We start from the raw sequence: 23,970 nt of genomic DNA, 5'->3' as shown, positions 1-23,970 counted from the left end.
AGGCTGCACCCTTCATCACAGAGCCGGCCGTTCGATGGATCAATCGCTGACACTCCACCCTCTCGCTTTTCCACCCACGCAGGCGCGGCCATGAAGCGCTGGAGCCGCAAGCCGCTGACGCTGAGGGTGCTGATCCTGGCCTTCGTGCTGCTCGCCGCGCTGGCCACCCTGGGCAACAGTCTGGTGGTGGCCTACAACGTGCAGCGCAGCGCATTGATCCACACCACCCTGGAAGCCAACCGCGCCTACGCCGCCAAGGTGGCATCGAGCATCAGCGAGTTCCTCGGCTCCGCGCGGCGCAACCTGGCCTACAGCTCCGGGATACTCGCCAATCACTTTCACGAAGCGCCGGTGCTGCACGCCGAGGCCATGCGCCTGCAGGCCCAGGACACCGTCTTCAACTCCATCATCATCGTCGACGCCAGCGGCAAGGTGCTGCAGGCCTACCCCGATTCGCTGCAGATCGTCGGCACCACGCTGCGCTCGGAGAGCGTGCAGGAAGCCCTGCGGCTGAAGCAGCCGAAGGTCAGCCAGGCCTACGAGTCCATCGCCGGCAACCTGGTGGTGCTCATCTCCCAGCCGATCACCAGCCCCAGCGGCGAGTACCTGGGGCTGGTCGGCGGCTCGGTGTACATCCTCAAGCCCGGCGTGCTGCACAACCTCATCGGCAGCCACTTCCAGGAGGAAGGCACCTTCGCCTTCGTCGCCGATGCCAACCGCCGCCTACTGCACCACCCCGACCGCAAGCGCATCGGCGAACTGCTCGGCCACAGCAGCACGGTGGATGCCGCGCTGCGCGGCGAAAGCGGCTCCATGGAGGTGGTCAACTACAAGGGCGTGCAGATGCTCGCCGGCTACGCCCAGGTGCCCGACGCCAACTGGGCGGTGGTTGCCCAGCAGCCACGCGACCTCAGCCTGTCGCCGCTGAACCTGCTGATGAAGGACATGTTCCTCGGCCTGATCCCCGCCAGCCTGCTGGGCGTGCTGGCGATCTGGGCCGGCACCCTGCTGATCACCCGGCCGCTGCGGCAACTGGCGTTGAGCGCGGAGCAGCTGTCGAACCCGGAAACACCGCGCGAACTGCAGGGCATCCGCACCTGGTACCGCGAGGCGGCGGCGATCCGCACCGCGCTGCTCACCGGTGTCGGGCTGATGCAGCAGAAGCTCGGCCGCCTGAGCCAGGAGGCGCAAAGCGACCCGCTCACCGGCCTGGCCAACCGCCGCGCGCTGGGCGTCGCCCTGGAGGCGCTGGAGAGTTCCGGCCAGGCCTATTCGGTGCTGGCGGTGGACATCGACCACTTCAAGCGGGTCAATGACAACTTCGGCCACGATGCCGGCGACGAGGCGCTGCGCCGGGTATCCGCGGTGCTGCGCGACTCCTCCCGCGCCGGCGACCTGGCCTGCCGCGCTGGCGGCGAGGAGTTCGTCCTGCTGCTGCCCGGCACCAGCCTGGAGACCGCCGCCGGCATTGCCGAGCGCATCCGCGAGACGGTGGCGGCCACGCAGATCCCCGTGGTGGGGCTGGTGACCCTGTCCATTGGTGTCGCCAACCTCGGCGCCTGGGCGCTGACCGCCGACGCCGTGCTCAAGCTGGCCGACGCGCGTCTGTATCGCGCCAAGCAGAGCGGCCGCAACCGCGTGGTCAGCAGCGAAACCGCCTAGAGCGCTGCGTCGAGCGCCACCAGCCGGGCCGCCAGCGCCCGCGCAAGCCCGGCAACCCGCCCGCCATCGCCCAGGCCGGGAGCGAAATAGATCGCCGCCGGAAAGGCCACCGCTTCCTCCAGCGGCAATGGCTGGCTGCTCAGGCCAAGCAGCCGCGCCATGCGCGCCGGCAGCGTCACCCCGAGCGCATGCCGGTCGAGCATCAGCCGCGCAGCCAGGGCGCTTTGTACCCGCAAGGCGATGTTGCGCCGCAGCCCACGCAAGCCCAGTTGCAGGTCCACCGGGCACAAGCCGCCGCGCCGGGCGGAAACCTGCACCTGCGGCTGTTTCAGGTATTCGGCGAGCGACTGCGGCGGTGTTTCCAGCGCTGCGCCGTGTGCGAAGACGTAGCAGTCCGCCGGCACCGTGATGCGCTCGATACCGTAGCCGAAGGGCACCACCTGCTCGATGTCCAGCAGGATGTCCAGGCGCCCTTCGCGCAACTCGTCGAAGGCTGCGCGGCGTTGCGGCTGGTAGAAGGTCACCCGCCAGTCATCGCCGAGACGGACCAAGGCTGTGTCGAGGAACAGTGGCTGGAGGCAGTCCACGCAGCTGACCCGCAGCTCCGGCGTCGCCGGTTCACGTCCCGGCAGCTGGCGCCAGCCTTCGCGCAGGCTCTCGAAGGCCAGGCGCACGTGGTCGGCCAGCCGGTGCCCGGCGGCGGTGGGTGTGACGCCCAGGTGGCTCTTGATGAACAGTGGGTCACCACAATGCCGACGCAGGCGGCTCAGCGCATTGCTCATCGCCGGCTGGCTGAGCCCCATCAGGCGCCCGGCGCGGGTGATGCTGCGCTGCTGGTAGATGGCGTCGAACACCGAGAGCAGGTTCAGGTCGAGGTCGTACAGGTCGTGCATGGTCAGGTTTCGTCGTGCCACAGTATCAGGCTGAGCAGCAAGCCTGCGGTGAGCATCAGCGCCAGGCTCAGGCAGGCCACGGCGCGGCCGTTGCCGCCTTGCCGAGCACCGGCCAGCGCCTGGCAGCTGCGCCGATAATGGCCGCCCTGCCCGGCCAGGCAGGCCAGCGCGCAGCCCACCAGCAGTGTCGCCGGTAGCAGTGCCAGCGCGGACAGCTCGCCGATCCGCCGCAGCACCAGCGCCGCCAGCACCAGCAGCACCAGCAGGGTTCGCGTCCAGGCCAGGCTGGTGCGCTCGGCCTGCAAGCCGTTATCACGGCTCATCGTTGGTAGCCGATCAGCCCGGCCGCCAGCACCACGCAGGCCAGCGCCAGGACCGGCACCAGCAGCGGCACCGGCAAGGGCCGCCCCTGGCGCAGCGCACGCTCCACGCCCAGCCAGCGCAACCCGGCCGCCCCGGCGGTGAGCAGGCCGAGGCCGGCCAGCACCAGGGCGAGAAAGGTTCGCGCGGCGCTCGACAAGGCGGGATCGGCAAACGCGTCCACCGCGATGGCGCCGGCCAGCAGCGCCATGGAGGTGCGAATCCAGGCCAGGAAGGTGCGCTCGTTGGCCAGGGTGAAACGCGGGTCCGGCTCCTGGCCGCCGCCCAGCAGGCGGTCGGCCAGGCGGCTGCGGCCTCGGCTCATGAGCACGAGTCCATCAGCGGATGCCCAACCCACGCAGGGCGCCGGGCGAGTAGTCCGAGGTGGTGGCGCGGAAGCCGAAGTCATAGCCGCGCGGCTGCTGGTTGCTCATGTTCGAGGCGATGTAGCGGCCTGCCTGCAGGTCATAGAACACCTGCGCGGCGGACAGCAGCACCTGGGCGTCGGGGCGGTAGAAGGTGTGGTTCTCGCCGATCCGCCAGAGCTCGCCACGGCTGTCGTACTGGTCGTTCTCCACCACTGTCCAGCTGTCCTCGTCGAGGTAGAAGCGGCGCTTGGAGTAGATGTGCCGGGCGCCGGGCTTCAGCGTCGCTTCCACTTCCCAGACGCGGTGCAGCTCGTAGCGGGTCGGCGCGGCGTCGATCACGCCGGGCTTGAGGAAGTCCGCGTACTTCAGGCTCGGCGAGGCCAGGCGGTAGCTGTTGTAGGGGATGTACAGCTCCTTCTTGCCGACCAGCTTCCAGTCGTAGCGGTCCGGCGCGCCGTTGTACATGTCGCGGCTGTCAGCGGTGCGCAGGCCGGCGGTGGTCGGTCCCGCGGCGTCGTAGGCGTTGTCCGGAGCGCGGCGCACGCGGCGCTGGCCGGAGCTGTAGACCCAGGACATGCGCGGTTGCTTCACCTGATCCAGGGTCTCGTGGACCAGCACCACCTCCCCCACCTGGCGCGACGGGGCGGTAATCCGGTGGCTGTAGTAGAAGAGCATGTTGTCGACCTTGCCCGGCTCGAAATTGCTCACCTGGTCGGCCATGGTGAAGCGCTGCTCGGTGGTGGTGATCACGTAGTCGCCGCCGGTCTGTGGCGCCGCGCTGTCGTTGACCGACAGCAGGCTGCCGCCGCGGTAGCGGGTGATGTGGTTCCAGATCGCTTCCAGGCCGTCCCGGGGGATCGGGAAGGCCACCGCGCCGGTAAAGCCCTCGATGCCGTTGCCTTCGTTGACCAGCTTGGCGTCCGTGGCGTTGCGCGCCACCCAGCCCTTCACCTGGTCGGAGACGCCCACGCTGCGGTGGCTCGAATAGACCGGCAGCTTGTACTGGCCGGGGTAGCGCTTGAGCAGCGCGATCTGGCCCGCCGTGAGGTTGGCCTGGTACTGCTGGTAGTTGCTCGAATCGATGGTGAACAGCGGCTGATCGCCCGCGTACGGGTCGGCTGGCGTGCCGTTGCCCTGGATCTTCAGGCCGTCGCCGGACAGCCCACCCTGCCAGGCAGGAATCTTGCCGTCGGCGCTGGCGGCGCGCTCGGCGCCCATCGGAGTCAGGCTGTCTTGCAGCTTGGCGGCCTCCCCGGCCGGCACGGCGGCCTGGGCCAGGAGGACGGGGCCGTGGGCCAGGAGGATGGCGGAAAACAGGCAGTAGATGCGTTTCAAGGGGCAGGCTCCGCTTAGAAGTTGATGCCGACCGACAGCGAGACGAAGTCGCGGTCGCCGCGAGTGCCGTAGTCGCCATCGAAATAGTTGGTGTAGGAAATGCCGGCGGTGTAGGTGCTGTTGAAGTCCGCATCCAGCGAGACGCCGACCGCCTTGGAGCCCTCGTTGAAGCCGGAGACCTCCGCCGGGGCGTAGCCCTTGACGTCGTGGGACCAGGAAATGCCGGGCTTGAGGTCGATACCGGCGATGGCGTTGGCGTAGCTCCAGATCGCCCGTGCGCGGTAGCCCCAGGAGAACGAGGTGACGAAACCGTCGTTGTTGCAGTTCTCCGGGGTGGCCGAGTTGGCGATGCACACCGCGTTGTTGGCCAGTTCGCCCGAGCCGAAGGTGCTGTTGCGCCCGTAGCGCGGGCCGCCGTTGCCTTCCAGGCCGCCGACGAAGTTGGCGCCCAGTTCGCCCACCAGCACGAGCTGGTCGGCGCCCATGACCTGGCTGATGGTCTGAGTGGCGGTCATCTGCGCCTGGGTCACTTCCTTGCGCCGGTAGCCGTCGGTGGCGTTGCTGTCGGCGTAGGCCACCACGCCGCTGTTGTACAAGGGCGTGCGCGACGGATCACCGAGGCCGGACTGGATCAGGTCCGGCCCGTTGAACTGCAGCGGCAGGTTCGGCCGGTAGCTGAGCTCGCCCTGCAGTGCGGTGCCGCTCGACAGCGTGGTGGCAAAGGTCAGGCCGTACAGGCGGATGTCTTCCGGGTACTCGACGAAATAGCTGGAAGTGCCCATGCGCAGCGCGTCGGTCAGGGTCTTGCCAGCGCTGCTGCTCATCAGGCCGTTACAGGCCGCGCCGGAGAGGCCGAGATTGCCGCACAGCTGCGGGACGAAACTGGTGTTGGTCAGGTACGGGCTGCTCACCGAGCCGGTGTACGGCAGGCGGCTGTGGTAGTTGGCGGCGTAGGCGCCGAACTCGGTGTCCAGGGCCGGCACGAACCAGTGCAGCGACAGGCCCCACTGGCCGCTGTTGCGCGCATCCTGGTCGGCGGCGCGGTGCAGGCGGATGCCCTCGCTGGTCAGGTCGACGCCGAACGGCGACAGCGCACGCACGGCGGCGGCGTTGCCCTGCAGGTTCTTGCCGACGTCGAGGCCGGAGCAGCCTTCGGGGATGTAGTCGTTGCCGGAGAAGAAGGTGCCGCAGTTGTCCAGGTTGGTCTGTTCCCAGTCCAGCTGGTAGAAGAAGTCGGCGGAGAGGTTCTCGCTGAGGTTCTGCGTCACGTAGAACAGGTTCACCGGCACCAGCGAGTCCTTCACCTCCGAACCCGGACGGCGGATGGCCGACAGGTTGGTCGGGTTGATCACGTTCAGCCCGCCCTGGATGAAGGTGCTCTCGCCCCAGTTCACCACCTGCTTGCCCAGGCGCACCGAGCCCGGCTCATCGGCGATCTGGAAGTTGTGGTAGACGAAGGCGTCGAGCAGCTCGAAGCCGGCGGACTTGTTGGCATTCTTGCGCCCGGCGTCCTCGACGTCCTTGAAGCGCTGGCTCTCGTCGCGCAGGGCGTAGTCGTACCAGTAGCTGCCGCGCAGGAACACGCCGCTGTCGCCGTATTTCAGCTCCAGGTCGTGGCGGCCCTTGAAGATCTTCGAGAACACGTCGCCGGCCTTGTAGTTGCGCCGGCCGTCATCGCCCGAGGCGCTGCGCATCAGGCGTTGCTCCGGGTTGTGGGTGGACATGCTGGCGCCCAGCGACAGCGCAGAGTCGAGCTGACCCTGGATTTCCCCGATCTCGAAGTTGTAACCCCAGGCGGAATGGCAGGTGCAAGTTGCGACCAATAGCCATGAGCCGCGCACCATGATGCGAACTTTCGACGTCATCACTCTTATCCTCTTTATTCTTGTTCGAGCGATCTTCAGGCAATACAAGGCCCACCTCGAAAGCACATGAGGTCACGTGAGGTTTCGAGTTCAGGCTATTGAATTGTCTGGATATTTTTTATCGAAGAATTATTCTCCGAATGAACTTGCGGAACACTTTGCGGATTGTTGGCTTATCGTTACCGACCCTTGATCTGCGTTGATGAATCGATACTAAATAGCCGCCGAAGCGCGAACAAATATCGTCTTCAGATGGGCCCCATAACAAACCGGCATGGCCGGAAAGGCACGACCATGACCCTCAAGCAGTTGCGTTACCTGATCGCCATCGCCGAGGCCGGCAGCTTCTCCGCCGCCGCCCGCAAGGCCTATATCGCCCAGCCGGCGCTGAGCCGGCAGATCGGCATGCTGGAGAGCGAGCTGGAGGTGCAGCTGCTGCTGCGCCAGCACGACGGCGTGGACCTCACCGACGCCGGCCGGCGCCTCTACGAAGTGGCGCGCTCGGTGGTGCAGAAGATCGATTCGGTGAAGGACGAGCTGGTTTCCAGCCGCGGCGACCCGCGTGGCCGGGTGTCCCTGGCGATCCCGGTGACCACTTCCGCCCTGCTGCTGCCGGCGATCATCCAGCGCGTGCAGGAGCGCTTCCCCGGCATCGACCTGGTGGTGCGCGACGGCCTGAGCAAGGAAGGTGGCGAAGCCATCGAACTGGGCAAGGTGGATTTCGGCATCGTGCCCAATGCCGAGGAGCTGGAAGGCGTGATCGCCGAGCCGATCTTCGTCGAGCAGCTCTACTGGGTCGGGCGCATCCCGACGGTCAGCGCAGGCGACACCATCACCCTGGCCGAGGCGCTCAGCCTGCCGCTGGTGATGCCGCCGCGGGGCATGCACCTGCGCCGGCGCATCGAGCAGGCGGCCATGGCTGCAGGGCTGGAGTTGAACGTGAAGTACGAGCAGCAGTCCGCCTACGGCATCACCGGCCTGGTGGCCAGCGGGCTGGCGGCAAGCATCAGCAACTGGCCGCCCATCGAGGTGGGCTCGCAATCCATGGCGCGGCGCATCGTCGAGCCGCAGATCGAGCGCACCGTGTCCATCGCCCACTCGGCGCACAAGCCGCTGAGTTTCGCGGCGTCCTGCGTGCACGACCTGATGCGCGAGCTGCTGGTGGAATCGGTGCGCAACGGAACGTGGAAAGGCGAGCTGATCGAGCGCTCGCCTTTCCCAGCGGTCAATCTCGTCGATTGACCGATTTCTCAACAGCCCCGATCAGCTGGCCGTCGCCAGATCACCGGACAGCTGGGCCCGCGAGCGCTGCGGGCGCAGCCAGGCCAGCCCCACCAGCCCCGCCACCACCAGCAATACGCCGCTGACCGCGAAGCCGTGGGCGTAGCCGACACCATCCAGGCCGCCGGAGCGCTGCACCAGGAAGCCGGTGACGATGGGCGCGCTGAGCCCCGCCAGCGAGGAGAAGGCATTGCCGATGGCGAGGATGCTGCCGCGCTGGGCAGTGGGCGTGACTTCCGCCAGCATCGCCGGGCCCACCGAGTACATCACCAGCGCCAGGCCGCCGCTCAGGGTCATGTAGGTCATGCGCAGGGCTACCGGCATGTCCGCCAGCAGGCTGATGGACAGCATGCCGCTGGCCATCAGGCAGGCCGAGACGAACACGCCTCGCGCCACCCGCGACGACACCCCGGAACGCAGCATGCGTTGCGACAGCCAGGCCATGAACAGGCTGAGCGGCATGGTCACCAGCACGAACAGGCCGAACAGCCGCCCGGCGTTCATCCCGCTCAGGCCCAGGCCGTTTTCCAGGTAGGCCGGCACCCAGGTCAGGGTCAGCGCCAGCGACCAGTTGGCGGCGAAGTGGCAGAAGTAGTTGGCCAGCACCGTGCTGTCGCCCAGCAGGCGGCGGTACGGCAGGCGCTCGTCGCCCGGCTGGCCCTGGCGAACCTCGCCCAGCCGGCCCTCCTGGCCGAAGCAGAACCAGGCCGCACACCACAGCGCACCGAGGATCGCCAGGATGGCGAAGTTGCTGCGCCAGCCGTAGTGACTGCTGATCCACGGGATCATCAGCCCGGCGATCAGCAGGCCCATGGCGCTGCCCGAGTGCAGCAGCGCCAYKGGCAGGCTGCGGCGCTCATCGGGGAACCACTTGTACAGCGCATGGGTGGCGACCGGCGACGCCGGCCCCTCGCCCACGCCGAGCAGCACCCGGCAGGCCACCAGCGTCCATAGCGAAGTGGCATAGAGCATCGGCAACTGCACCAGCGCCCAGAAGGCGCCCATACCCAGCAGCATCCAGCGGGTGGAGCGGCGGTTGGCGAGGAAGCCGCCGACCACCGCGGAGACGGAGAACAGCCAGTGCAGGCTGCCGCCGACCAGGCCGAACTCGGCCGGGGTCAGGTTCAACTCCTTCATCATCGGCACCGCCACCAGGCCGGTGACCACCTTGTCGAGGAAGTTCACCAGCATCATCGCCGCCAGCAGGAAGGCGACCGTCCAGGCCTGGCGCGGCTGGTAGGCGTGCTTTTGAGCATGCCCTGAGGCATTGAAATCTTGCATGTCGCTTGGCTCTCTTGTTCTTGTCGGGTGCTGCGTTTGCGCCAGCTGCCGGTCAATCGGGCATCAGGATGCCCTTGGCGATGGTGTTGCGCTGGATTTCGCTGGTCCCGGTGAGGATGCGCATCATACGGGTCGCGCGGAACAACCACTCCACCGGATGGCCGTTGATCAACCCGGCGCCGCCGTGCACCTGTACCGCGCGGTCGGCGATGCGGAAGGCGGTTTCCGAGCTGAAGACCTTGCACATCGACGACTGGGTGCGGATGTCGCCGCCCGCGTCATAGCTGGCTGCGGTGGCGTACATCATGCTGCGCGCCGCATACAGCTCGGTGGCCATGTCGGCAATCATGTGGCTGACCGCCTGGAACATACCGATCGGCCGGCCGAACTGCACCCGCGTACGGGCGTAATCCACCGACAGGCTCAGCGCCAGGTCGGCCATGCCGAGCATGGTCGCGCAGTGCAGCAGGCGATTGAGGGTGATGCGCCCCATGGCCAGCTTGAAGCCCTTGCCCTCCTCGCCGATGCGATGCGCCACCGGCACCTTCACCCCTTCGAGAATGATGTCGCCGTGGGTGCCGGGGCCGGACATCGCCTGGTAGTCGGAAACCACCTGGGCGCCCGGCGCCGACAGGTCGACGAAGAACGCCGAGATGCCTTCCGCGCCCTTGCCCGGCCCGGTCACCGCCAGCAGCACGGCGAAGTCCGCGTAGGGCGCGCCGGAGATGTAGCGCTTGGCGCCGTCCAGCACGTAGTGGTCGCCTTCCAGGCGTGCGCTGGTCTTGATCGCCGTGGCGTCGGAGCCAGCCTCGGCCTCGGTCAGGGCGAAGCACACGGCCTTCTCGGCGCGACACACCGGGCGCAGGAAGTGCTCGATCTGCTCCTCGCTGGCCACGCGGAACAGGTGGCCGACCCGCGGCGGGCCGCTCAGCTCGCCCAGCACGTGGGCGGCCAGCACCGCGCCACTGCTGGCGGCGGCTTCCTTCACCGCGCACAGGTCGGCGATGCCCAGGCCGGCGCCACCCAGTTCTTCGGGCAGCATGATGTTGTAGAAGCCGCGCTCGCAGGAACGCTGCCACAGGTTGCGCAGCAGCTCGCGCGGGTGCTTCTCGCCGAAGCGGATGCCCTCGCGCTGCTCCAGCGGCAGCAGTTCTTCGCGCAGGAAGCCGCGCAGGTCCTCGATGATCGCCTGGGCCTTGGCGCTGGGCTGAATGCCGGGATAGTTCGCTTGCATGTGCTTCGTTTGCGTAGGGTTCGCTTGCATGGTCATGTTCCTCAGATCCGCCGATCCTGGTTCTGCCAGTAGGGTTCGCGCACCAGGCGGCGCACCACCTTGCCGTTGGGGTTCTTCGGCAGCTCGCGGACGAAGTCCACGCTGCGCGGCTTCTTGAAGCCGGCCAGTTGCGCGGCGCACAGCTCGATGATCCGCGCCTCGTCCAGCTGCATGCCGGGCTTGAGCACCACCACCGCCTTGATCGCCTCGCCCCACTGTTCATCGGGCACGCCGACCACCGCCGCCTCGAAGATTTCCGGCAGGCTGTAGAGCACCTGCTCCACCTCGGTCGGGTAGATGTTGAAGCCACCGGAAATGATCATTTCCTTCTTGCGGTCGACGATGAACACGTAGCCGTGCTCGTCCACCGTGGCGAGGTCGCCGGTSAGGTAGTAGCCGTCGCGCATGACCTCGGCGGTCAGCTCCGGCGCCTGCCAGTAGCCCTGCATGATGTCCGGCCCGCGCACGACGATCTCGCCGATCTCGCCGGCCTGCACATCCTCGAAGTCCTCGTTGACCACCCGCAGGTCGGTGTCGAAGTAGCAGCGCCCGCAGGAGGCCAGGCGTTTCGGATCGTCCAGCGCGGCAATGTGGTCCTGTTCGGTGAGCACGGTGACCAGCGAGCAGGTCTCGCCGGCGCCATAACCCTGGGCAAGGATCGGCCCGAACACCTGCATCGCCCGGCGCACCAGCGCCGGAGCCATGGGCGCGGCGCCGTACATCACCAGGCGCAGGCTGCTCAGGTCGTAGGTTTCCACGCCGGGGAAGTTCACCAGGCGGTTGATCATCGCCGGCACCAGGAACAACCGGGTGACACGCTCGCGCTGGATGGTCTCCAGCAGCAGGCGGTCGTCGTAGCGCTCCACCAGCAGGTTGCAGGCGCCGGCGGCGAGCAACGGCATGATCTGCATGCCGCTGGCGTGGGTGATCGGGCCGACATGGGCCATCACATCGCCCGGGCCGGAGCGGCCGGTGGGGCTGGCGATGCTCTTGCGTACCAGCGCCTTGCGGTTGCCGACGCTGAGCATGGCGGCCTTGAGCACGCCGGAACTGCCCGAGGTGTAGTGCAGCACGGCCAGGGCGTCGTCCGCCGGGTCGCAGCTGATCGGGGCATCGCTGCCACGTTCCAGCACCAGCTCGTAGGGTACGTCGGCGCCCTCGTCGGCCAGCGGGATCACCAGCTTCAGGTCCGGCAGCGCGGCGCGGCGTTCGTCGATCAGCGCGGCAAAGGCGGCATCGGCGATCACCGCCTGGCTGCGCGAATCCTTCAGCACGCTGAGCACTTCATCGGGAGCCAGGCGCGCATTGATCGGCACCTTGACCATGGCGTTCTTGTAGAGGGCGACTTCCGCCTCCACCAGCTCGACGCGGTTGAGCGCCAGGATCGCCACGTGGGCGCCCTGCTCCAGCCCCAGCGCCAGCAGGCCGGAGGCCAGGCGGTTGGTGCGGCGTTCGAGGTCGGCGAAGGTGATGCGCTGGCGGGAATCGACCACGGCTTCGCGGTCAGGCCAGTAAAGCGCGCTACGGCGCAGGATTTTACCCAGGTCCACTTGTTGTTCTCGTTGTCGGGGGAAGACGTCCGAGATGCTAAGAGCCACGCGCCGCGCCCGGCCAATACCATAGGTCGATGCCGGCCATGCCGGAATGCGATGRCTGCGTCTGCCCAGACACTGCATCCGCACAGAGAGTGACCGTTCGTCCCTGGGCACCGAACAGCCGGTCCCGGCATCGGTCTCTCGATAAGGCGGCGCGCAAGACGTCGCCTACTGCCAGTGCTCATAGCGAGCCGCTCACGCTTAACCGCTCTAGCTGGACAGACTTGGGAGGTACGAACGATGGGCAGCAACGAACACCGCGACCTTGAACGCTCGGAGGGCCTGCGCCGCCTGCTCGACGACGGCGTGCTGGAGGCCGACAGCCGCCAGGAAATCCTCGCCCGCTACATCCTCAACCACGGCTTTGCCGCGCTCTCGGAGGTGCAGCAGCAGGAGTTCCACGCCGAACTGCTGCCGCTGCTCGACCGCCGCGACCGCAGCGAAGGACTGATGCCCCAGGGCAGCCTGGACCCTGCCCTGGCCGAGCCGAACGCCAATGAACCCGGCATCAACGATCCGGGTAACGAAGACCCCGGATCGCTGATCGAGATGGAAACCGCCGAAGGGCTGCGCCTGCGACGCTGACCCCGCGCGCATGCCGGCCCGAGGCCCGGTGTGCGCGCCTTCCCCCCCAAAACCGCCCCCCCGGCACGTAGGGCGTATAACCCGGAACAGGTTATCCGCCGACTACCACGGCGGCGGATAACGCTGGCGCGTTATGCGCCCTACGGTCGGTGCCGTGCGGTTCGCGAGCAAGCTCGCTCCTACGAAGAGCACCGATGTCCGACCTGTAGGAGCGAGCTTGCTCGCGAACGCTTTACGCGGAGGTTCCGGTCAAGAAGCGGAAAGCGCGCTGTTCCGGCGCCGGAGTCGGCTCCTCCGGAGGCTGCTGCATCGGCACTTCCTCGGGGAAGTCCTCGGGAATCTGGCTTTCGCGGTCCGGTGGCGGCTCCATGGGTTCAGGACGCTGTGCATGGAGCAACGCCGGCGTCTGGGTAGGGAACGGCACATGGGGATGGGCATACATGGCGAATCCTCCGCGGCAATGGCAGTCACCATTGGGCTGCGCCACGCCCGCGGAGGTTCGGTTTTTCTACCCGGCGTGCTTCACCTGCAGCAGCAGCGCCAGCAACTGGTCGCGGTCGAACGGCTTGGGCAATCGCAGCAGCGAGTCGGCCAGGCTGTCCAGGCGCCCGGCGTAGCCGGTGGTGAGGACGCAGGTCAGCGCCGGGTGCGACTGGCGCACCTGCTCGATCAGCAGCATGCCGTCCATGTCCGGCATGGCGAAGTCGGTGATCATCAGGTCGTAAGTGGACTGTTCCAGCAGCAGCAAGGCCGCCCGCGCCGAGTCGCTGCGGGCGACCTGGCAGCCCAGGTCCGCCAGCAGTGCGCTGGTGCCGGCCAGTACCAGCGCATCGTCGTCCACTACCAGTACGCGCAGCCCCAGTGGCCCGTTCGGTTCGACTTGCGCCGTGTCCTGCGGGGCGTATGCGGGCGCTTCCGGCTCGGGCTTGGCCTTCACTGCCGGCAGCCAGATTTCCACCGTGGTGCCCAGCCCCGGCGAGCTGCGCAACTGCAGCGCGCCGCCCTGCTGCTGGGCCAGCCCGTGGACGATGGACAGCCCCAGCCCGGTGCCCTTGCCGGTGGCCTTGGTGGTGAAGAAGGGTTCGGCGGCGCGGCGCAGGGTTTCTTCGTCCATGCCCTGGCCGGAGTCGGTGACTGCCAGGCAGACGTAGTTGCCCGGCGCCAGCTTGCCGCCCTGCTCGGCATCCACCAGCTCGTGGCGAGCCGAGAAGGTGATGCTGCCGCCGCTGGGCATAGCGTCGCGGGCGTTGGTGGCGAGATTGATGATCGCCAGCTCCAGCTGATTCTGGTCGCTCATCACGCAATCCAGCTGCAGGGGGAAGCGCGTTTCCAGGCTGATGGTCGGCCCCAGGGAGCTGACCAGCAGCTCGCTCATGTCCCGCAGCAACACCGGCAGCTGGATCGGCTGCGGGAACAGCCGCTGCTTGCGGGCGAAGGCCAGCATCCGCTGGGTCAGCTGGGCGCCGCGACGGGTCGCTTCCAGGGCGTTGCGCCAGATGGTCTGGACCTTCTCGTTGTCGCGCGGCAGCTGCCGTTCGAGCAACTGCAGGCCGCCGAGAATCACCGTCAGCAGGTTGTTGAAGTCGTGGGCGACGCCGCCGGTGAGCTGGCCGAGGGATTCCATCTTCTGCGACTGGATCAGCTCGTCACGGGCGCGCTCCAGCTCTTCCTGGGCGCGGCGCTTGTCGGTGATGTCGCGGGTGATCTTGGCGAAACCCAGCAGCTTGCCGCTTTCGTCGAACACCGGGTCGATGACGATGTTGGCCCAGAAGCGCGAGCCGTCCTTGCGCATCTGCTGGCGTTCTTCCTCATAGCGCCCTTCGGCCAGGGCGGTGTCCAGGCTGCGCTGGGGGATGCCGGCCTGGCGGTCGTCCTCGCCGTAGAAGCAGTCGAAGCGGCGGCCGATGATCTCTTCCGGGCAGTAACCCTTGATCCGCTCGGCGCCGGGGTTCCAGCTGGTGACGTTGCCTTCGGGGTCGAGCATGTACAGCGCGTAGTCGGTGACGCCATTGACCAGCAGGCGGAAGTGCTGCTCGCTGCGCCGCAGGGCCTGTTCGGTCTCGTGCTGCTCGGTGCGGTCGCGGGTGATCTTGGCGAAACCCAGCAGCGCGCCGGAGACATCGCGGATGGCATCGATCACCACGTGGGCCCAGAACGAACTGCCGTCACGGTGCAGGCGCCAGCCTTCGCTCTCGTAGCGGCCGACCCGCGCCGCCTCGCCCAGGGCATGCTCGGGCAGCCCGGCCTCGCGGTCGGCGGGGGTCTAGAAGCGGGAGAAATGCTGGCCGAGAATTTCGTCGGCGGCATAGCCCTTCAGGCGCTGCGCGCCGGAGCTCCAGCTGCTGACGCGGCCATCGGGGTCAAGCATGTAGATGGCGTAGTCGGTCACCGCCTCGACCAGCAGGCGGTAACGGGCATCCTCCACGAGCTGGGCGGTGCTGGCGATGGTATCGGGCATGAAAGTCTGTGCTCCCTTGGCTCATTGAGCAAAGCATAGGCGCGCCTATCCTACCCAATGTGCCGCCAGACGGCGTAGTCCCTGCCCTCGCGGCCGGCGGCGGAAACTCTGAACCCCGGCCGGCCCTGCCCGTCAACCGAGCATGCCTCGCCCGGCGAGGCCTCTGTTACGGAACGGGAGCCCCCCTATGAAAAAGCCCATGAAAGGCACAACCCTGCTTCGCGGCGCGGCCGTCTCGGTCGCGCTGCTGTTCGCCGGCCCGCTGCTGGCCGCCGACCCGAATGCCCAGGCGCAGAACTTCGTCAGCGCCGCTTCCGCCGCCGGCATGGCGGAGATCGACGCGGCCAAGCTGGCCCTGAAGAAGAGCCAGGCGAACGATGTGAAGACCTTTGCCCAGCACATTATTGACGACCACACCAAGGCCAATGCCGAACTCAAGGCCATTGCGCAGAAACAGAAGCTGGAGATGGCCGACGAGCCGGGGATGGTCGACCAGGCCAAGGCCAAGGTGCTCGATGTGCGGGACGAGTCCTTCGATGCGGCCTACGCGAGCAACCAGGTGAGTGCCCACGAGGATGCGGTGAAGCTGTTTACCGATGCGGCGAACAATTCGGCGGATACCGAAATCAAGGCGTTTGCCCAGCAGACCTTGCCGGTGCTGCAGCAGCATCTGGAGATGGCGCAGGAGATGGTGAAGGCGCATCCGGAGAAGTGATGGTGTTGGAGCGTGCGTGCTGATGCTTTGGGTTGGGCCTTCCTGCGCCGCATCGGCGTGCGCGCGAGCTTCGTGTTTCGCCCCCTCGGGCGACCTACTTTGCCAAACGACGCAAAGTAGGCAAAAGTCTTGCCCCTACATCCGGCTTTTCGCTTCGCGAAAAGTGCCCTCGGTTCCTCGGAGTTTCAGGGGCCCGCGTTGACGGGCCATCCCTGGCCCGACAACGCTCTCGCGACATCCATGTCGCTCAACCCCTGAAACTCCGATCACCTTCGGCCTCCTGAAAGGGGCACTCCGGAGCGTGCGGATATTCCACCGGAAGCCCCCAAAATCCAGAGCCAGAGCCAGAGCCAGAGCCAGAGCCAGAGCCAGAACCGATACCTGGGCGGCGAATAACGCCAACTCGTTATGCGCCCTGCGCACTGTTCGCGAGCAAGCTCGCTCCTACAGCCCAGCCCCACTCCGGAGCGCTTTTCGTAGGAGCGAGCTTGCTCGCGAACCGCATCACTCCGAACTCCCTCGGTAGGAGCGGACCTTGTCCGCGAATCCCCCGCGGCGTACTCCGGGACCACGGGTTGCAACAACACCCCTACGCGACCTCAAGCGCTCATCCGCTCCCGCAACAGGCGAATCTGGTCCTGGTTGCGGATCACCCCCGCATATTGCCGTTCCACCACCTCGCGGATATCCATCGGCAGCGCCTGTTTCAGCGCGTCCTCGTAGTGCTGCTGGGCGACGTCTTCGCCGCGTTCGCATTCATGCAGCACCGCGTCGTCGTTGTTGCCGCCGACCCAGGTGCGCAGGTTTATCCAGCGGCGGTGCAGGTCGGCGCCGACGCTGGTGCCGCGTTCCGGGCGGCCGCCGAGACGAATAACCATGCGTTCCAGCTGCTGCGTGGCCGTGCCGCATTCGCCGGCGCGGCGCTGGAACAGGGATTTGAGTTGCGGCGTACGGACGCTCTCCGCGCAGGTGCGGAAGCCCTTCTCGCCGTCGTGGCAGGTTTCGATCAGGTCGTTGAGGACGGTGACCATCGCGTTGTCGCTGTCACTGCTCATCCTGGGTACCTCCGGGTGTCGACGCGCCAAGGCGTCCTTATCCGGCTGACCACCTCGACGCCACGACGATCGATCGCATTGACCAGCGGTCCCTCATGGCGAAGACCAAGCGCAAGCGAGGCGGCAAGGCATTTTGCAACCGGTACGACGTCCCATCGTGCACTTTGCTGGTCGCACATCGCCACGGCCGCGAAGACTTTTCCCGACTGTTCAGTCACTTGCCACCAGGGCGCGGAGTGGTACGGACCCTGCTTGCAGTACGGGATGTCGACCGGGACTTTCCCTCGGCGGCGCCTCTTGCCCCTGCCTGAATGACCAGCAAAACGCGCGACTCCCTCAAGGGATGCCGCCTGCTCGTCAGTGCGCGCAACGAGGCCCGCCGGCACAGCCTTGCAGCTCGACAGAAATTGGAAACTTCGTCTGCGCAGGATCAGTCCCCCGCAAGACAGCGACACGAACCACGAACAGCAAGGAACCACGGAGAACACCCAGCGGGCCGGCAGGAAGCGCCAGCCCCTCACCACACAGACAAGCGAGGAACGAGCAATGCGCAACCAGCTGGCCGATGTGCGCCTGGAAGAAGCCACAGTCAATCTCACCCCGATCCCATCGGCCGATGGTGCGTCGCCGCAGCGGCGACGGATTCTCTTCGTCTCCTCCGAGTTCAGCGACTTCGTCAAGGCTGGCGGCCTGGGCGACGTGTCCTCCGCCCTGCCCCGCGCACTGCTGGCTGACCACGACATCCGCGTGCTGATCCCCGGCTACCCGCAGGTGCTCAAGGGCGCCGCGGCCATTCGCATCGTCGGCCGCCTGCCCGGCCGCGCGGCGCTGCCGGCCTGCGACATCGGCGAGCTGAAGCTGGCCGACGGGCTGCTGGTGTATGCGGTGATCTGCCCCGAGCTGTACGACCGCCCCGGCACGCCCTACGTCGACCAGAACGGCCACGAGTGGGCCGACAACCACATCCGCTTCGCCCGCCTCAGCCTGGCCGCCGCCGACATCGCCGCCGGCATGCGCGAACTGGGCTGGACCCCGGACCTGCTCCACGTCAACGACTGGCCGACGGCCCTGGCCCCGGCCTACATGGCCTGGCGCGGGCAGGCCACGCCCAGCGTGCTGACCATCCACAACCTCGGCTACCAGGGCGCCTGCCCCCTGGGCTGCTGCGCCGAGCTGGGCCTGCCGGAGACCGCCGGCCTGCCGGAAAGCATGGAGTTCTACGGCAAGCTGTCCTTCCTCAAGGCCGGCATCAGCCATGCCAGCCACATCACCACGGTCAGCGAAACCTACGCCCGCGAGATCACCGGCGCGGAGCTGGGTTGCGGCATGCACGGCGTGCTGTCGCAGCGCCGCGACCGTGGCCAGCTCAGCGGCATCACCCACGGCATCGACGCCGGCTGGGACCCGCAGAGCGACCCGCACCTGATCGAAGGCTTCGACTCCGCGCGCCTGGCCGGCAAGCGCCGCAATGCCGAGTACGTGGAGAAGCAGTTCGGCCTGCTACCGGGGCGTGGCCCGCTGTTCGCCGTGGTGTCGCGGCTGGTGCAGCAGAAAGGCATCGACCTGACCCTGGCGATTGCCGACGAGATGGTCGCCGCCGGCGGCCGGCTGGTCTCTATTGGGTGCGGCGAGCCAGAGCTGGAGCAAGCCATGCGCGAGCTGGCCGAGCGCTACCCGGGCCGGGTCGGCGTGCAGGTCGGCTTCGACGAGACCACCGCGCGGCGCATCTACGCCGCCAGCGACTTCCTGCTGATGCCCTCGCGCTACGAGCCCTGCGGCCTCAGCCAGATGTACGCCCAGCGCTTCGGCTCGCTGCCCATCGCCCGGCACACCGGCGGGCTGGCCGACACCATCATCGATGGCGTCACCGGCCTGCTGTTCCGCGACGAGACACCGGCCAGCTACTTCGACGCCGTACGTCGCGCGCTGAACATCTACCGCTACCCGGAACTGCTGCACGCCATGCGCTGCAAGGCCATGGAATCGCCGCTGCCGTGGGACGAAGCCGTGCGCCCCTACACCGCCCTCTACCAGCGCCTGCTGCAACGGGTGCCCGCGCAGGCACTCCGATGACCCTGGCCAACGCAGCGCAACATGGCGCACGGGTGTTGCCTGGCGGCAAGGTGCGCTTCGCGCTGTGGGCGCCGGACGCCCAGCGGGTGGAGGTGGAACTGGGCGGCGGCAAGCGCCATGAGCTGCAGGCTGGCGAGGATGGCTGGTTCAGCGCCGAAGTCGCGGCCATAGTCGGGCAGACCTACCGCTACCGTATCGATCACGACCTGCTGGTGGCGGACCCGGCCTCCCGTGACCAGGCCGGCGGCGTCGAAGGCGAAAGCCGGGTGGTCGACCCCGGCGCCTACCGCTGGCTGTACCCGCACTGGCGCGGCCGGCCCTGGCACGAGGCGGTGATCTACGAAGTCCACGCCGGGCTGTTCGACGGTTTCTCGGCGCTCCAGGGCCGCCTGGAGGAGCTGGCCGCCCTCGGCATCACGGCCATCGAGCTGATGCCGCTGAACGCCTTCCCCGGCCGGCGCAACTGGGGCTATGACGGCGTGCTGCCCTACGCGCCGTCCTGCGCCTACGGCGACCCCGACACCCTGCGCAGGCTGATCGACAAGGCCCACGGGCTGGGGCTGATGGTGTTCATCGATGTGGTCTACAACCACTTCGGCCCGCAGGGCAATTATCTTGGGCGCTACGCCAGCCGATTTTTCCGCGCCGACCGGCAGACCCCGTGGGGCCCGGCCATCGACTTCCGCGAGCCGGCAGTGCGTGAGTTCTTCATCGGCAATGCGCAGATGTGGGTGCGCGAATACCGCGTCGACGGCCTGCGCATCGACGCCGTGCATGCGATTGCCGACCGCGACTTCCTCCTCGAACTCGCCCAGCGCACCCGCCAGGCCGCCGAAGGCCGCGAGTTGCACCTGATCCTGGAAAACGAGAACAACGAAGCCAGCCTGCTGCAGAGCGAACCAGGCTCCAATGACCCCGGCTTCGCGGCCCAGTGGAACGACGACCTGCATCACTGTCTGCACGTGCTGCTCACCGGCGAGGACGAAGGCTATTACGCCGACTTCGCCGTGCGCCCCATCGAGCGGCTGTGCCGTTGCCTGCGCGAGGGCTTCGCCTTCCAGGGCGAGACCGATTACCGCGGCATCGCCCGTGGCGAGCCCAGCGGCCACTTGAGCCCGCAGGCCTTCGTCAGCTTCCTGCAGAACCACGACCAGGTCGGCAACCGCGCCCTTGGCGAGCGCCTGACCACCCTGGCGCCGACCGAGCGCCTGCGCGCAGCCTCCGCCCTGGTGCTGCTGGCGCCCATGGTGCCGATGCTGTTCATGGGCGAGGAATGGGGCGAGCGCCAGCCCTTCCTGTTCTTCACCGATTACCAGGGCGAGCTGGCCCGCGCCGTCACCGAAGGCCGTCGCGACGAGTTCAGGAACTTCAGCAAGTTCTCCACACCGGGAGCCGCCGCCTGGATTCCCGACCCCAACGACTACCAGACCTTCGTCGCTTCCCGGCCACGCCCAGAGCAGGCTGACCCGGCCTGGCGCGAGCACTACCGGAACCTGCTGGAACTGCGCCAGCACTGGCTGACCCCACACTTGCCCGGCAGCCGCGCGCTGGATGCCCAGCCCCTGGGCGAACGAGCGCTCAGCGCGCGCTGGCGCCTCGGCGACGGCAGCCTGTGGCGCATCGACCTCAACCTCGGCGCCGAGGACATCGCCATCGAACCACCGGGTGAAAGCGCCCAGGTGCTGCTCAGCTGCGGCCAGAACGCCGCGCACTACCGCCATGGCTGGCTCGGCGCCAGCGCCGCGGTAGTCAGCCTGGAGACCTCCTGATGAGCGATGCACAGCTGGAACGCCTGGCCAGCGAGGCGGGACTGGCCATCGACTGGATGGACGCCGACAACCGCCCGCAGCGACTCACCAGCGAGGTGCAGCGAAACGTGCTGGAAGCGCTCGGCTTCCCGGCGCAGAGCCCGGAGCAGATTCGCCAAAGTCTGGAAGTACTGGAGCAGCGCCGCGCCGAGGTACCGCCGCTGCTCACGGCCGACCGTGGCCGACCGGTCAGCGTGCCGGTGCAACCGGGCACCCGCTACAAGCTGTTCAACGAGGACGACAGCGGCCACAGCGAAGGCCGGGTGGACGATCAGGGGCAGATTCCCGCCGTGGAACACAGCGGCTACTACCCGCTGCACCTGGGCCAGCATGAACTCATCCTTGCCGTGGCGCCGCCGCGCTGCCCGTCGGTGACGCAATACTGTGCCGGGCGCCAGCGGGTCTGGGGCCTGTCCGCCCAGCTGTATTCCCTGCGCCGCGAGCAGGATGGCGGCGCCGGCGATATTGCCGCCCTCGCCCAATTGGTGCGCGCGGCCGCCGCGCAAGGCGCGGACGCCATCGCCATCAGCCCGCTGCATGCCATGTTCCCCGCCTCGCGGGACATCTACAGCCCCTACTCGCCCTCCAGCCGCCTGCTGTTCAACGAGCTCTATGCCGCGCCCGGCCTGGTGCTGGGCGATGAGCCGGTGCGCCAGGCACTGGCCGCGAGCGGCCTGGAAGCCGAGCTGGAGCGCCTGCAGGCGCTGCCGCTGATCGACTGGCTGGGCGTCGCCCACGTGCGGGATCGGCTGCTGGCGCAGCTTTATGAGCAGGTCCAGCGTGAAGACAGCCCACTACACGAGGACTTCCTCGCCTTCCGCAACCTGGGTGGCGCCGAGCTGCTGCAGCACTGCTGCTTCCAGATCCTGCAACTGCGCCGCGCCGAGGCCGGCGAAGGGCTGGACTGGCGCTTCTGGCCGGAGGCCTACCGCAACGCCGGCAGCGCCGAACTGGGGCATTTCATGGTCGACGAGGAGCGCGCGATCAGCCAGCAGGCGTTCGGTCAGTGGCTGATCGCCCGTGGCCTGCAGCAGGTCCAGCAGGACGCCAGGGCGGCCGGCATGGGCATCGGCCTGATCGCCGACCTGGCGGTGGGCGCCGAGCCGTCCGGCAGCCAGGCCTGGATGCGCCAGGACGAACTGCTCACCGGCGTCAGCGTCGGCTGCCCGCCGGATATCCTCAACCGCTCCGGGCAGAACTGGGGCATCTGCGCCTTCTCCCCCGACGGTCTGCGCCGCCATGGCTTCCGCGCCTTCATCGAGATGCTGCGGGCCAACCTGCGCTATGTCGGCGGGCTGCGCATCGACCATATCCTCGGCCTGCGCYGGCTCTGGGTGATCCCCGCAGGCGCCGAGGCCCAGGATGGCGCCTACCTCGACTACCCGATCCAGGACTTGCTGCGGCTGATCTGCCTGGAAGCCGAGCGGGCCAACGCCATCATCATCGGCGAGGACCTCGGTACCGTGCCGCTGGGGCTGCGCGAGGCGCTGGCCGAACGCGGCATCCTCGGCATGCGCGTGCTGCTGTTCGAGCAGCAGCACGGCCGCTTCATCGCCCCTGCCTACTGGCCGGACAACGCCCTGGCCACCAGCACCACCCATGACCTGTCGACCCTGGAGGGCTGGCAGAAAGGCCAGGACATCGACTGGCGCGAGCAGCTCGGCCAGCGCAGTCGCGAGTCCGCGGCGGAGGAGCGCAACACCCGTCAGCACGAGACCTTCGCCCTGCGCCGGGCGCTGCTCCAGCAAGGCATCCAGCCCGACCCGCTGCTCGATGGCGCCATCGAGTTCCTCGGCGCCACTCCCGCGCCGCTGGTGCTGCTGCCGCTGGAAGACGCCCTGGCCTGCGTCGAACAGCCGAACCTGCCGGGGCCGGGCGACCGCCATCCGAACTGGCGGCGGCGCTTCGCAGTCAATGCCGCGCAGATGCTCGACGACCCGCGGGTGCAGGCGCGCCTGGAACGTCTGCGCCGCGCCCGCGAGGGAGGGTCGCCGCATGACTGAGACACGCACCACTCTGCGCGCCACCTTGCGCCTGCAGTTCAACCGCGAGTTCACCCTGGACGACGCCCTGCCCTGGTTGGACTACTTCTCCCGTCTCGGCATCAGTCACCTCTACGCCTCGCCGCTACTCGCCGCGCAACCGGGGTCGATGCACGGCTACGACTCGGTGGACCCGACCCGCATCAGCGACGAGCTGGGCGGCGAGCCGGCGCTGCGCCGGCTGGTGGCCGGCCTGCGGCAGAACGGCATGGGCCTGATCGTCGATACCGTGGCCAATCACATGCGCATCGGCGACGCCAATCCCTGGTGGCAGGACGTGCTGGAATGGGGCCTGGACAGCCCCTACGCACACTTCTTCGATATCCGCTGGCACAGCGACGACCCGCTGCTCGACCAGCAGGTGCTGCTGCCCTGCCTGGGCGAGGACTACATCGACGAGGTCACCTCCGGGCGCATCCGCCTGGACTACGACAGCGCCAGCGCGCGCTTCCTGCTGCGCTACGGCGAGCAGCGCTTCCCGGTGTGCCCGTCGAGCTACGGGATGATCCTCTGCCACACCGATTGCCCCGAGCTGCTGGCCCTGACGCCGCGCTTCGTCGAACTGCATCACCACCCGCTGGCACGCCACCTGGCCCAGGCGCTGTGCCAGGAAGCTGCGGTGCCTCTGAGCGATGCGGGGCGCCTGGAAACCCTGCTGGCCTCCTACCGCGTCGACTGGCACAGCCTGCACCGGTTGATCGAGCAGCAGCATTACCGCCTGGCCAACTGGCGGGTGGCGGCGGACGACATCAACTGGCGGCGCTTCTTCGACATCAACGAGCTGGTCGGTCTGCGCGCCGAGCACCCGGACGTCTTCGAGGCCAGCCACGCCTACCTGCTGCACCTGATGCGCGAGGGGCTGATCGACGGCCTGCGCATCGACCATGTCGACGGTCTGGCCGACCCGCGCGGCTATTGCCGGCGGCTGTGGCGCACCACCCGCGGCGCACCGGTCTACGTGGAGAAGATCCTCGCGCCGGGGGAACGCCTGCCGGCGGACTGGAAGGTCGAGGGCAGCACCGGCTACGACTTCATGAATCAGGTGTCGCAGCTGCTGCATGACCCGGCCGGCGAACCGGTGCTGCGCCACCTGTGGCTGGAAATCAGCGGCCGCCAGGACAGCTTCGCCGAGGAGGTGCGCCAGGCCCGCGAACACGTGCTGACCTCGCTGTTCGCCGGCGACGTGGAAGGCCTGGCACTGCAGCTCTGGCACATCGCGCGCTTCGAGCTGGCCAGCCGCGACATCCCGCTGGGCTCGATCCGCCGGGCGCTGTTCCAGCTGCTGGCGGCCTTCCCGGTGTACCGCACCTACACCGATGCG

At 67.9% G+C, this 23,970-nt stretch carries 18 protein-coding genes and 1 pseudogene; 8 read left to right on the top strand and 11 right to left on the bottom strand.

Going from position 1 to position 23,970, the window contains the following annotated elements:
• Positions 1 to 90: 90 nt before the first annotated feature.
• Positions 91 to 1,662 carry a sensor domain-containing diguanylate cyclase gene (locus QO207_RS29315; RefSeq protein ID WP_301535756.1) on the top strand — a complete coding sequence of 524 codons (1,572 nt, stop codon included), beginning with the start codon at positions 91 to 93 and terminating at the stop codon, positions 1,660 to 1,662.
• Here QO207_RS29315 and QO207_RS29310 read toward each other — a convergent pair.
• Genes QO207_RS29310 through QO207_RS29290 form a run of 5 tightly spaced genes read right to left on the bottom strand, consistent with a single transcriptional unit; the run spans position 1,659 to position 6,483 of the window.
• The gene (locus QO207_RS29310; RefSeq protein ID WP_301535755.1) at positions 1,659 to 2,555 is read right to left on the bottom strand and encodes a LysR family transcriptional regulator; all 897 of its coding nucleotides are present in this window, start codon (positions 2,553 to 2,555) and stop codon (positions 1,659 to 1,661) included. The genes QO207_RS29315 and QO207_RS29310 overlap by 4 nt on opposite strands.
• 2 nt (positions 2,556 to 2,557) lie before the next feature.
• Complete coding sequence (locus tag QO207_RS29305; protein ID WP_301535754.1) at positions 2,558 to 2,878, bottom strand: DUF202 domain-containing protein; 321 nt, start codon at positions 2,876 to 2,878, stop codon at positions 2,558 to 2,560.
• The gene (locus QO207_RS29300) at positions 2,875 to 3,240 is read right to left on the bottom strand and encodes a YidH family protein (RefSeq protein WP_301535753.1); all 366 of its coding nucleotides are present in this window, start codon (positions 3,238 to 3,240) and stop codon (positions 2,875 to 2,877) included. The genes QO207_RS29305 and QO207_RS29300 overlap by 4 nt, the downstream gene beginning before the upstream one ends.
• 13 nt (positions 3,241 to 3,253) lie before the next feature.
• Complete coding sequence (locus tag QO207_RS29295) at positions 3,254 to 4,588, bottom strand: DUF1329 domain-containing protein (protein ID WP_301535763.1); 1,335 nt, start codon at positions 4,586 to 4,588, stop codon at positions 3,254 to 3,256.
• 44 nt (positions 4,589 to 4,632) lie between these two features.
• Positions 4,633 to 6,483 carry a DUF1302 domain-containing protein gene (locus QO207_RS29290; RefSeq protein ID WP_301535752.1) on the bottom strand — a complete coding sequence of 617 codons (1,851 nt, stop codon included), beginning with the start codon at positions 6,481 to 6,483 and terminating at the stop codon, positions 4,633 to 4,635.
• A 294-nt stretch (positions 6,484 to 6,777) separates the two neighbouring features.
• Here QO207_RS29290 and QO207_RS29285 point away from each other — a divergent pair, with 294 nt between their 5' ends.
• A complete protein-coding gene (locus tag QO207_RS29285) occupies positions 6,778 to 7,725 on the top strand; it encodes a LysR family transcriptional regulator (RefSeq protein WP_301535751.1) in 948 nt (315 codons plus the stop codon).
• 21 nt (positions 7,726 to 7,746) lie between these two features.
• Here QO207_RS29285 and QO207_RS29280 read toward each other — a convergent pair whose 3' ends face one another.
• The 3 genes from QO207_RS29280 to QO207_RS29270 all read right to left on the bottom strand — a co-directional run bounded on the left by QO207_RS29280 (position 7,747) and on the right by QO207_RS29270 (position 11,868).
• The gene (locus tag QO207_RS29280) at positions 7,747 to 8,958 is read right to left on the bottom strand and encodes an MFS transporter (RefSeq protein WP_301535762.1); all 1,212 of its coding nucleotides are present in this window, start codon (positions 8,956 to 8,958) and stop codon (positions 7,747 to 7,749) included.
• Between the two features lie 139 nt (positions 8,959 to 9,097).
• Positions 9,098 to 10,279 carry an acyl-CoA dehydrogenase family protein gene (locus QO207_RS29275; protein WP_301535750.1) on the bottom strand — a complete coding sequence of 394 codons (1,182 nt, stop codon included), beginning with the start codon at positions 10,277 to 10,279 and terminating at the stop codon, positions 9,098 to 9,100.
• Between the two features lie 41 nt (positions 10,280 to 10,320).
• Positions 10,321 to 11,868, bottom strand: a complete 1,548-nt coding sequence (locus QO207_RS29270) for an AMP-binding protein (protein WP_301535749.1) — start codon at positions 11,866 to 11,868, stop codon at positions 10,321 to 10,323.
• Between the two features lie 285 nt (positions 11,869 to 12,153).
• Between QO207_RS29270 and QO207_RS29265 the strand changes: the two genes are divergently transcribed.
• Positions 12,154 to 12,498, top strand: a complete 345-nt coding sequence (locus QO207_RS29265) for a hypothetical protein (RefSeq protein WP_301535748.1) — start codon at positions 12,154 to 12,156, stop codon at positions 12,496 to 12,498.
• Positions 12,499 to 12,730: 232 nt separating this feature from the next.
• Here the strand turns inward: QO207_RS29265 and QO207_RS29260 are convergent, their stop codons facing one another.
• The gene (locus QO207_RS29260; protein WP_301535747.1) at positions 12,731 to 12,940 is read right to left on the bottom strand and encodes a hypothetical protein; all 210 of its coding nucleotides are present in this window, start codon (positions 12,938 to 12,940) and stop codon (positions 12,731 to 12,733) included.
• Positions 12,941 to 13,006: 66 nt separating this feature from the next.
• Positions 13,007 to 14,956 (bottom strand): annotated as a pseudogene (locus QO207_RS29255) (PAS domain S-box protein).
• A 199-nt stretch (positions 14,957 to 15,155) separates the two neighbouring features.
• On the opposite strand from QO207_RS29255, the gene QO207_RS29250 reads away from it, so the two are divergent.
• Entirely contained in the window at positions 15,156 to 15,671 is a 516-nt protein-coding gene (locus QO207_RS29250) for a DUF4142 domain-containing protein (protein WP_301535746.1), read from the top strand.
• 599 nt (positions 15,672 to 16,270) lie between these two features.
• On the opposite strand, the gene QO207_RS29245 is transcribed toward QO207_RS29250, so the two are convergent.
• On the bottom strand, positions 16,271 to 16,726 hold the full coding sequence (locus QO207_RS29245) for a PA2169 family four-helix-bundle protein (RefSeq protein ID WP_301535745.1): 456 nt from the start codon (positions 16,724 to 16,726) through the stop codon (positions 16,271 to 16,273).
• Positions 16,727 to 17,272: 546 nt separating this feature from the next.
• Between QO207_RS29245 and glgA the strand changes: the two genes are divergently transcribed.
• The 4 genes from glgA to treY all read left to right on the top strand — a co-directional run.
• The gene (glgA, locus tag QO207_RS29240; RefSeq protein WP_301535744.1) at positions 17,273 to 18,799 is read left to right on the top strand and encodes a glycogen synthase GlgA; all 1,527 of its coding nucleotides are present in this window, start codon (positions 17,273 to 17,275) and stop codon (positions 18,797 to 18,799) included.
• The gene (gene treZ, locus QO207_RS29235) at positions 18,796 to 20,568 is read left to right on the top strand and encodes a malto-oligosyltrehalose trehalohydrolase (protein ID WP_301535743.1); all 1,773 of its coding nucleotides are present in this window, start codon (positions 18,796 to 18,798) and stop codon (positions 20,566 to 20,568) included. Before glgA ends, treZ begins: the two co-directional genes overlap by 4 nt.
• The gene (malQ, locus tag QO207_RS29230) at positions 20,568 to 22,610 is read left to right on the top strand and encodes a 4-alpha-glucanotransferase (RefSeq protein WP_301535742.1); all 2,043 of its coding nucleotides are present in this window, start codon (positions 20,568 to 20,570) and stop codon (positions 22,608 to 22,610) included. Before treZ ends, malQ begins: the two co-directional genes overlap by 1 nt.
• Positions 22,603 to 23,970: malto-oligosyltrehalose synthase (treY, locus tag QO207_RS29225; RefSeq protein WP_301535741.1), on the top strand; the 1,368-nt coding region annotated here is incomplete at its 3' end. The genes malQ and treY, both read left to right, overlap by 8 nt.

Origin of the sequence: Pseudomonas sp. CAN1, assembly GCF_030462585.1 — a bacterium.
Lineage (GTDB): Bacteria > Pseudomonadota > Gammaproteobacteria > Pseudomonadales > Pseudomonadaceae > Pseudomonas.
This window is presented reverse-complemented; position numbering and strand designations above follow the sequence as displayed.

Excerpts from the sequence above, each read along its gene's own strand:
- QO207_RS29290 (WP_301535752.1), bottom strand. The coding sequence starts at position 6,483 with ATGACGTCGAAAGTTCGCATCATGGTGCGCGGCTCATGGCTATTGGTC.
- QO207_RS29315 (WP_301535756.1), top strand. The coding sequence starts at position 91 with ATGAAGCGCTGGAGCCGCAAGCCGCTGACGCTGAGGGTGCTGATCCTG.
- QO207_RS29300 (WP_301535753.1), bottom strand. The coding sequence starts at position 3,240 with ATGAGCCGAGGCCGCAGCCGCCTGGCCGACCGCCTGCTGGGCGGCGGC.
- QO207_RS29265 (WP_301535748.1), top strand. The coding sequence starts at position 12,154 with ATGGGCAGCAACGAACACCGCGACCTTGAACGCTCGGAGGGCCTGCGC.
- QO207_RS29305 (WP_301535754.1), bottom strand. The coding sequence starts at position 2,878 with ATGAGCCGTGATAACGGCTTGCAGGCCGAGCGCACCAGCCTGGCCTGG.
- QO207_RS29250 (WP_301535746.1), top strand. The coding sequence starts at position 15,156 with ATGAAAGGCACAACCCTGCTTCGCGGCGCGGCCGTCTCGGTCGCGCTG.
- QO207_RS29245 (WP_301535745.1), bottom strand. The coding sequence starts at position 16,726 with ATGAGCAGTGACAGCGACAACGCGATGGTCACCGTCCTCAACGACCTG.
- QO207_RS29275 (WP_301535750.1), bottom strand. The coding sequence starts at position 10,279 with ATGCAAGCGAACTATCCCGGCATTCAGCCCAGCGCCAAGGCCCAGGCG.
- QO207_RS29310 (WP_301535755.1), bottom strand. The coding sequence starts at position 2,555 with ATGCACGACCTGTACGACCTCGACCTGAACCTGCTCTCGGTGTTCGAC.
- QO207_RS29260 (WP_301535747.1), bottom strand. The coding sequence starts at position 12,940 with ATGTATGCCCATCCCCATGTGCCGTTCCCTACCCAGACGCCGGCGTTG.
- glgA (WP_301535744.1), top strand. The coding sequence starts at position 17,273 with ATGCGCAACCAGCTGGCCGATGTGCGCCTGGAAGAAGCCACAGTCAAT.
- treZ (WP_301535743.1), top strand. The coding sequence starts at position 18,796 with ATGACCCTGGCCAACGCAGCGCAACATGGCGCACGGGTGTTGCCTGGC.
- QO207_RS29285 (WP_301535751.1), top strand. The coding sequence starts at position 6,778 with ATGACCCTCAAGCAGTTGCGTTACCTGATCGCCATCGCCGAGGCCGGC.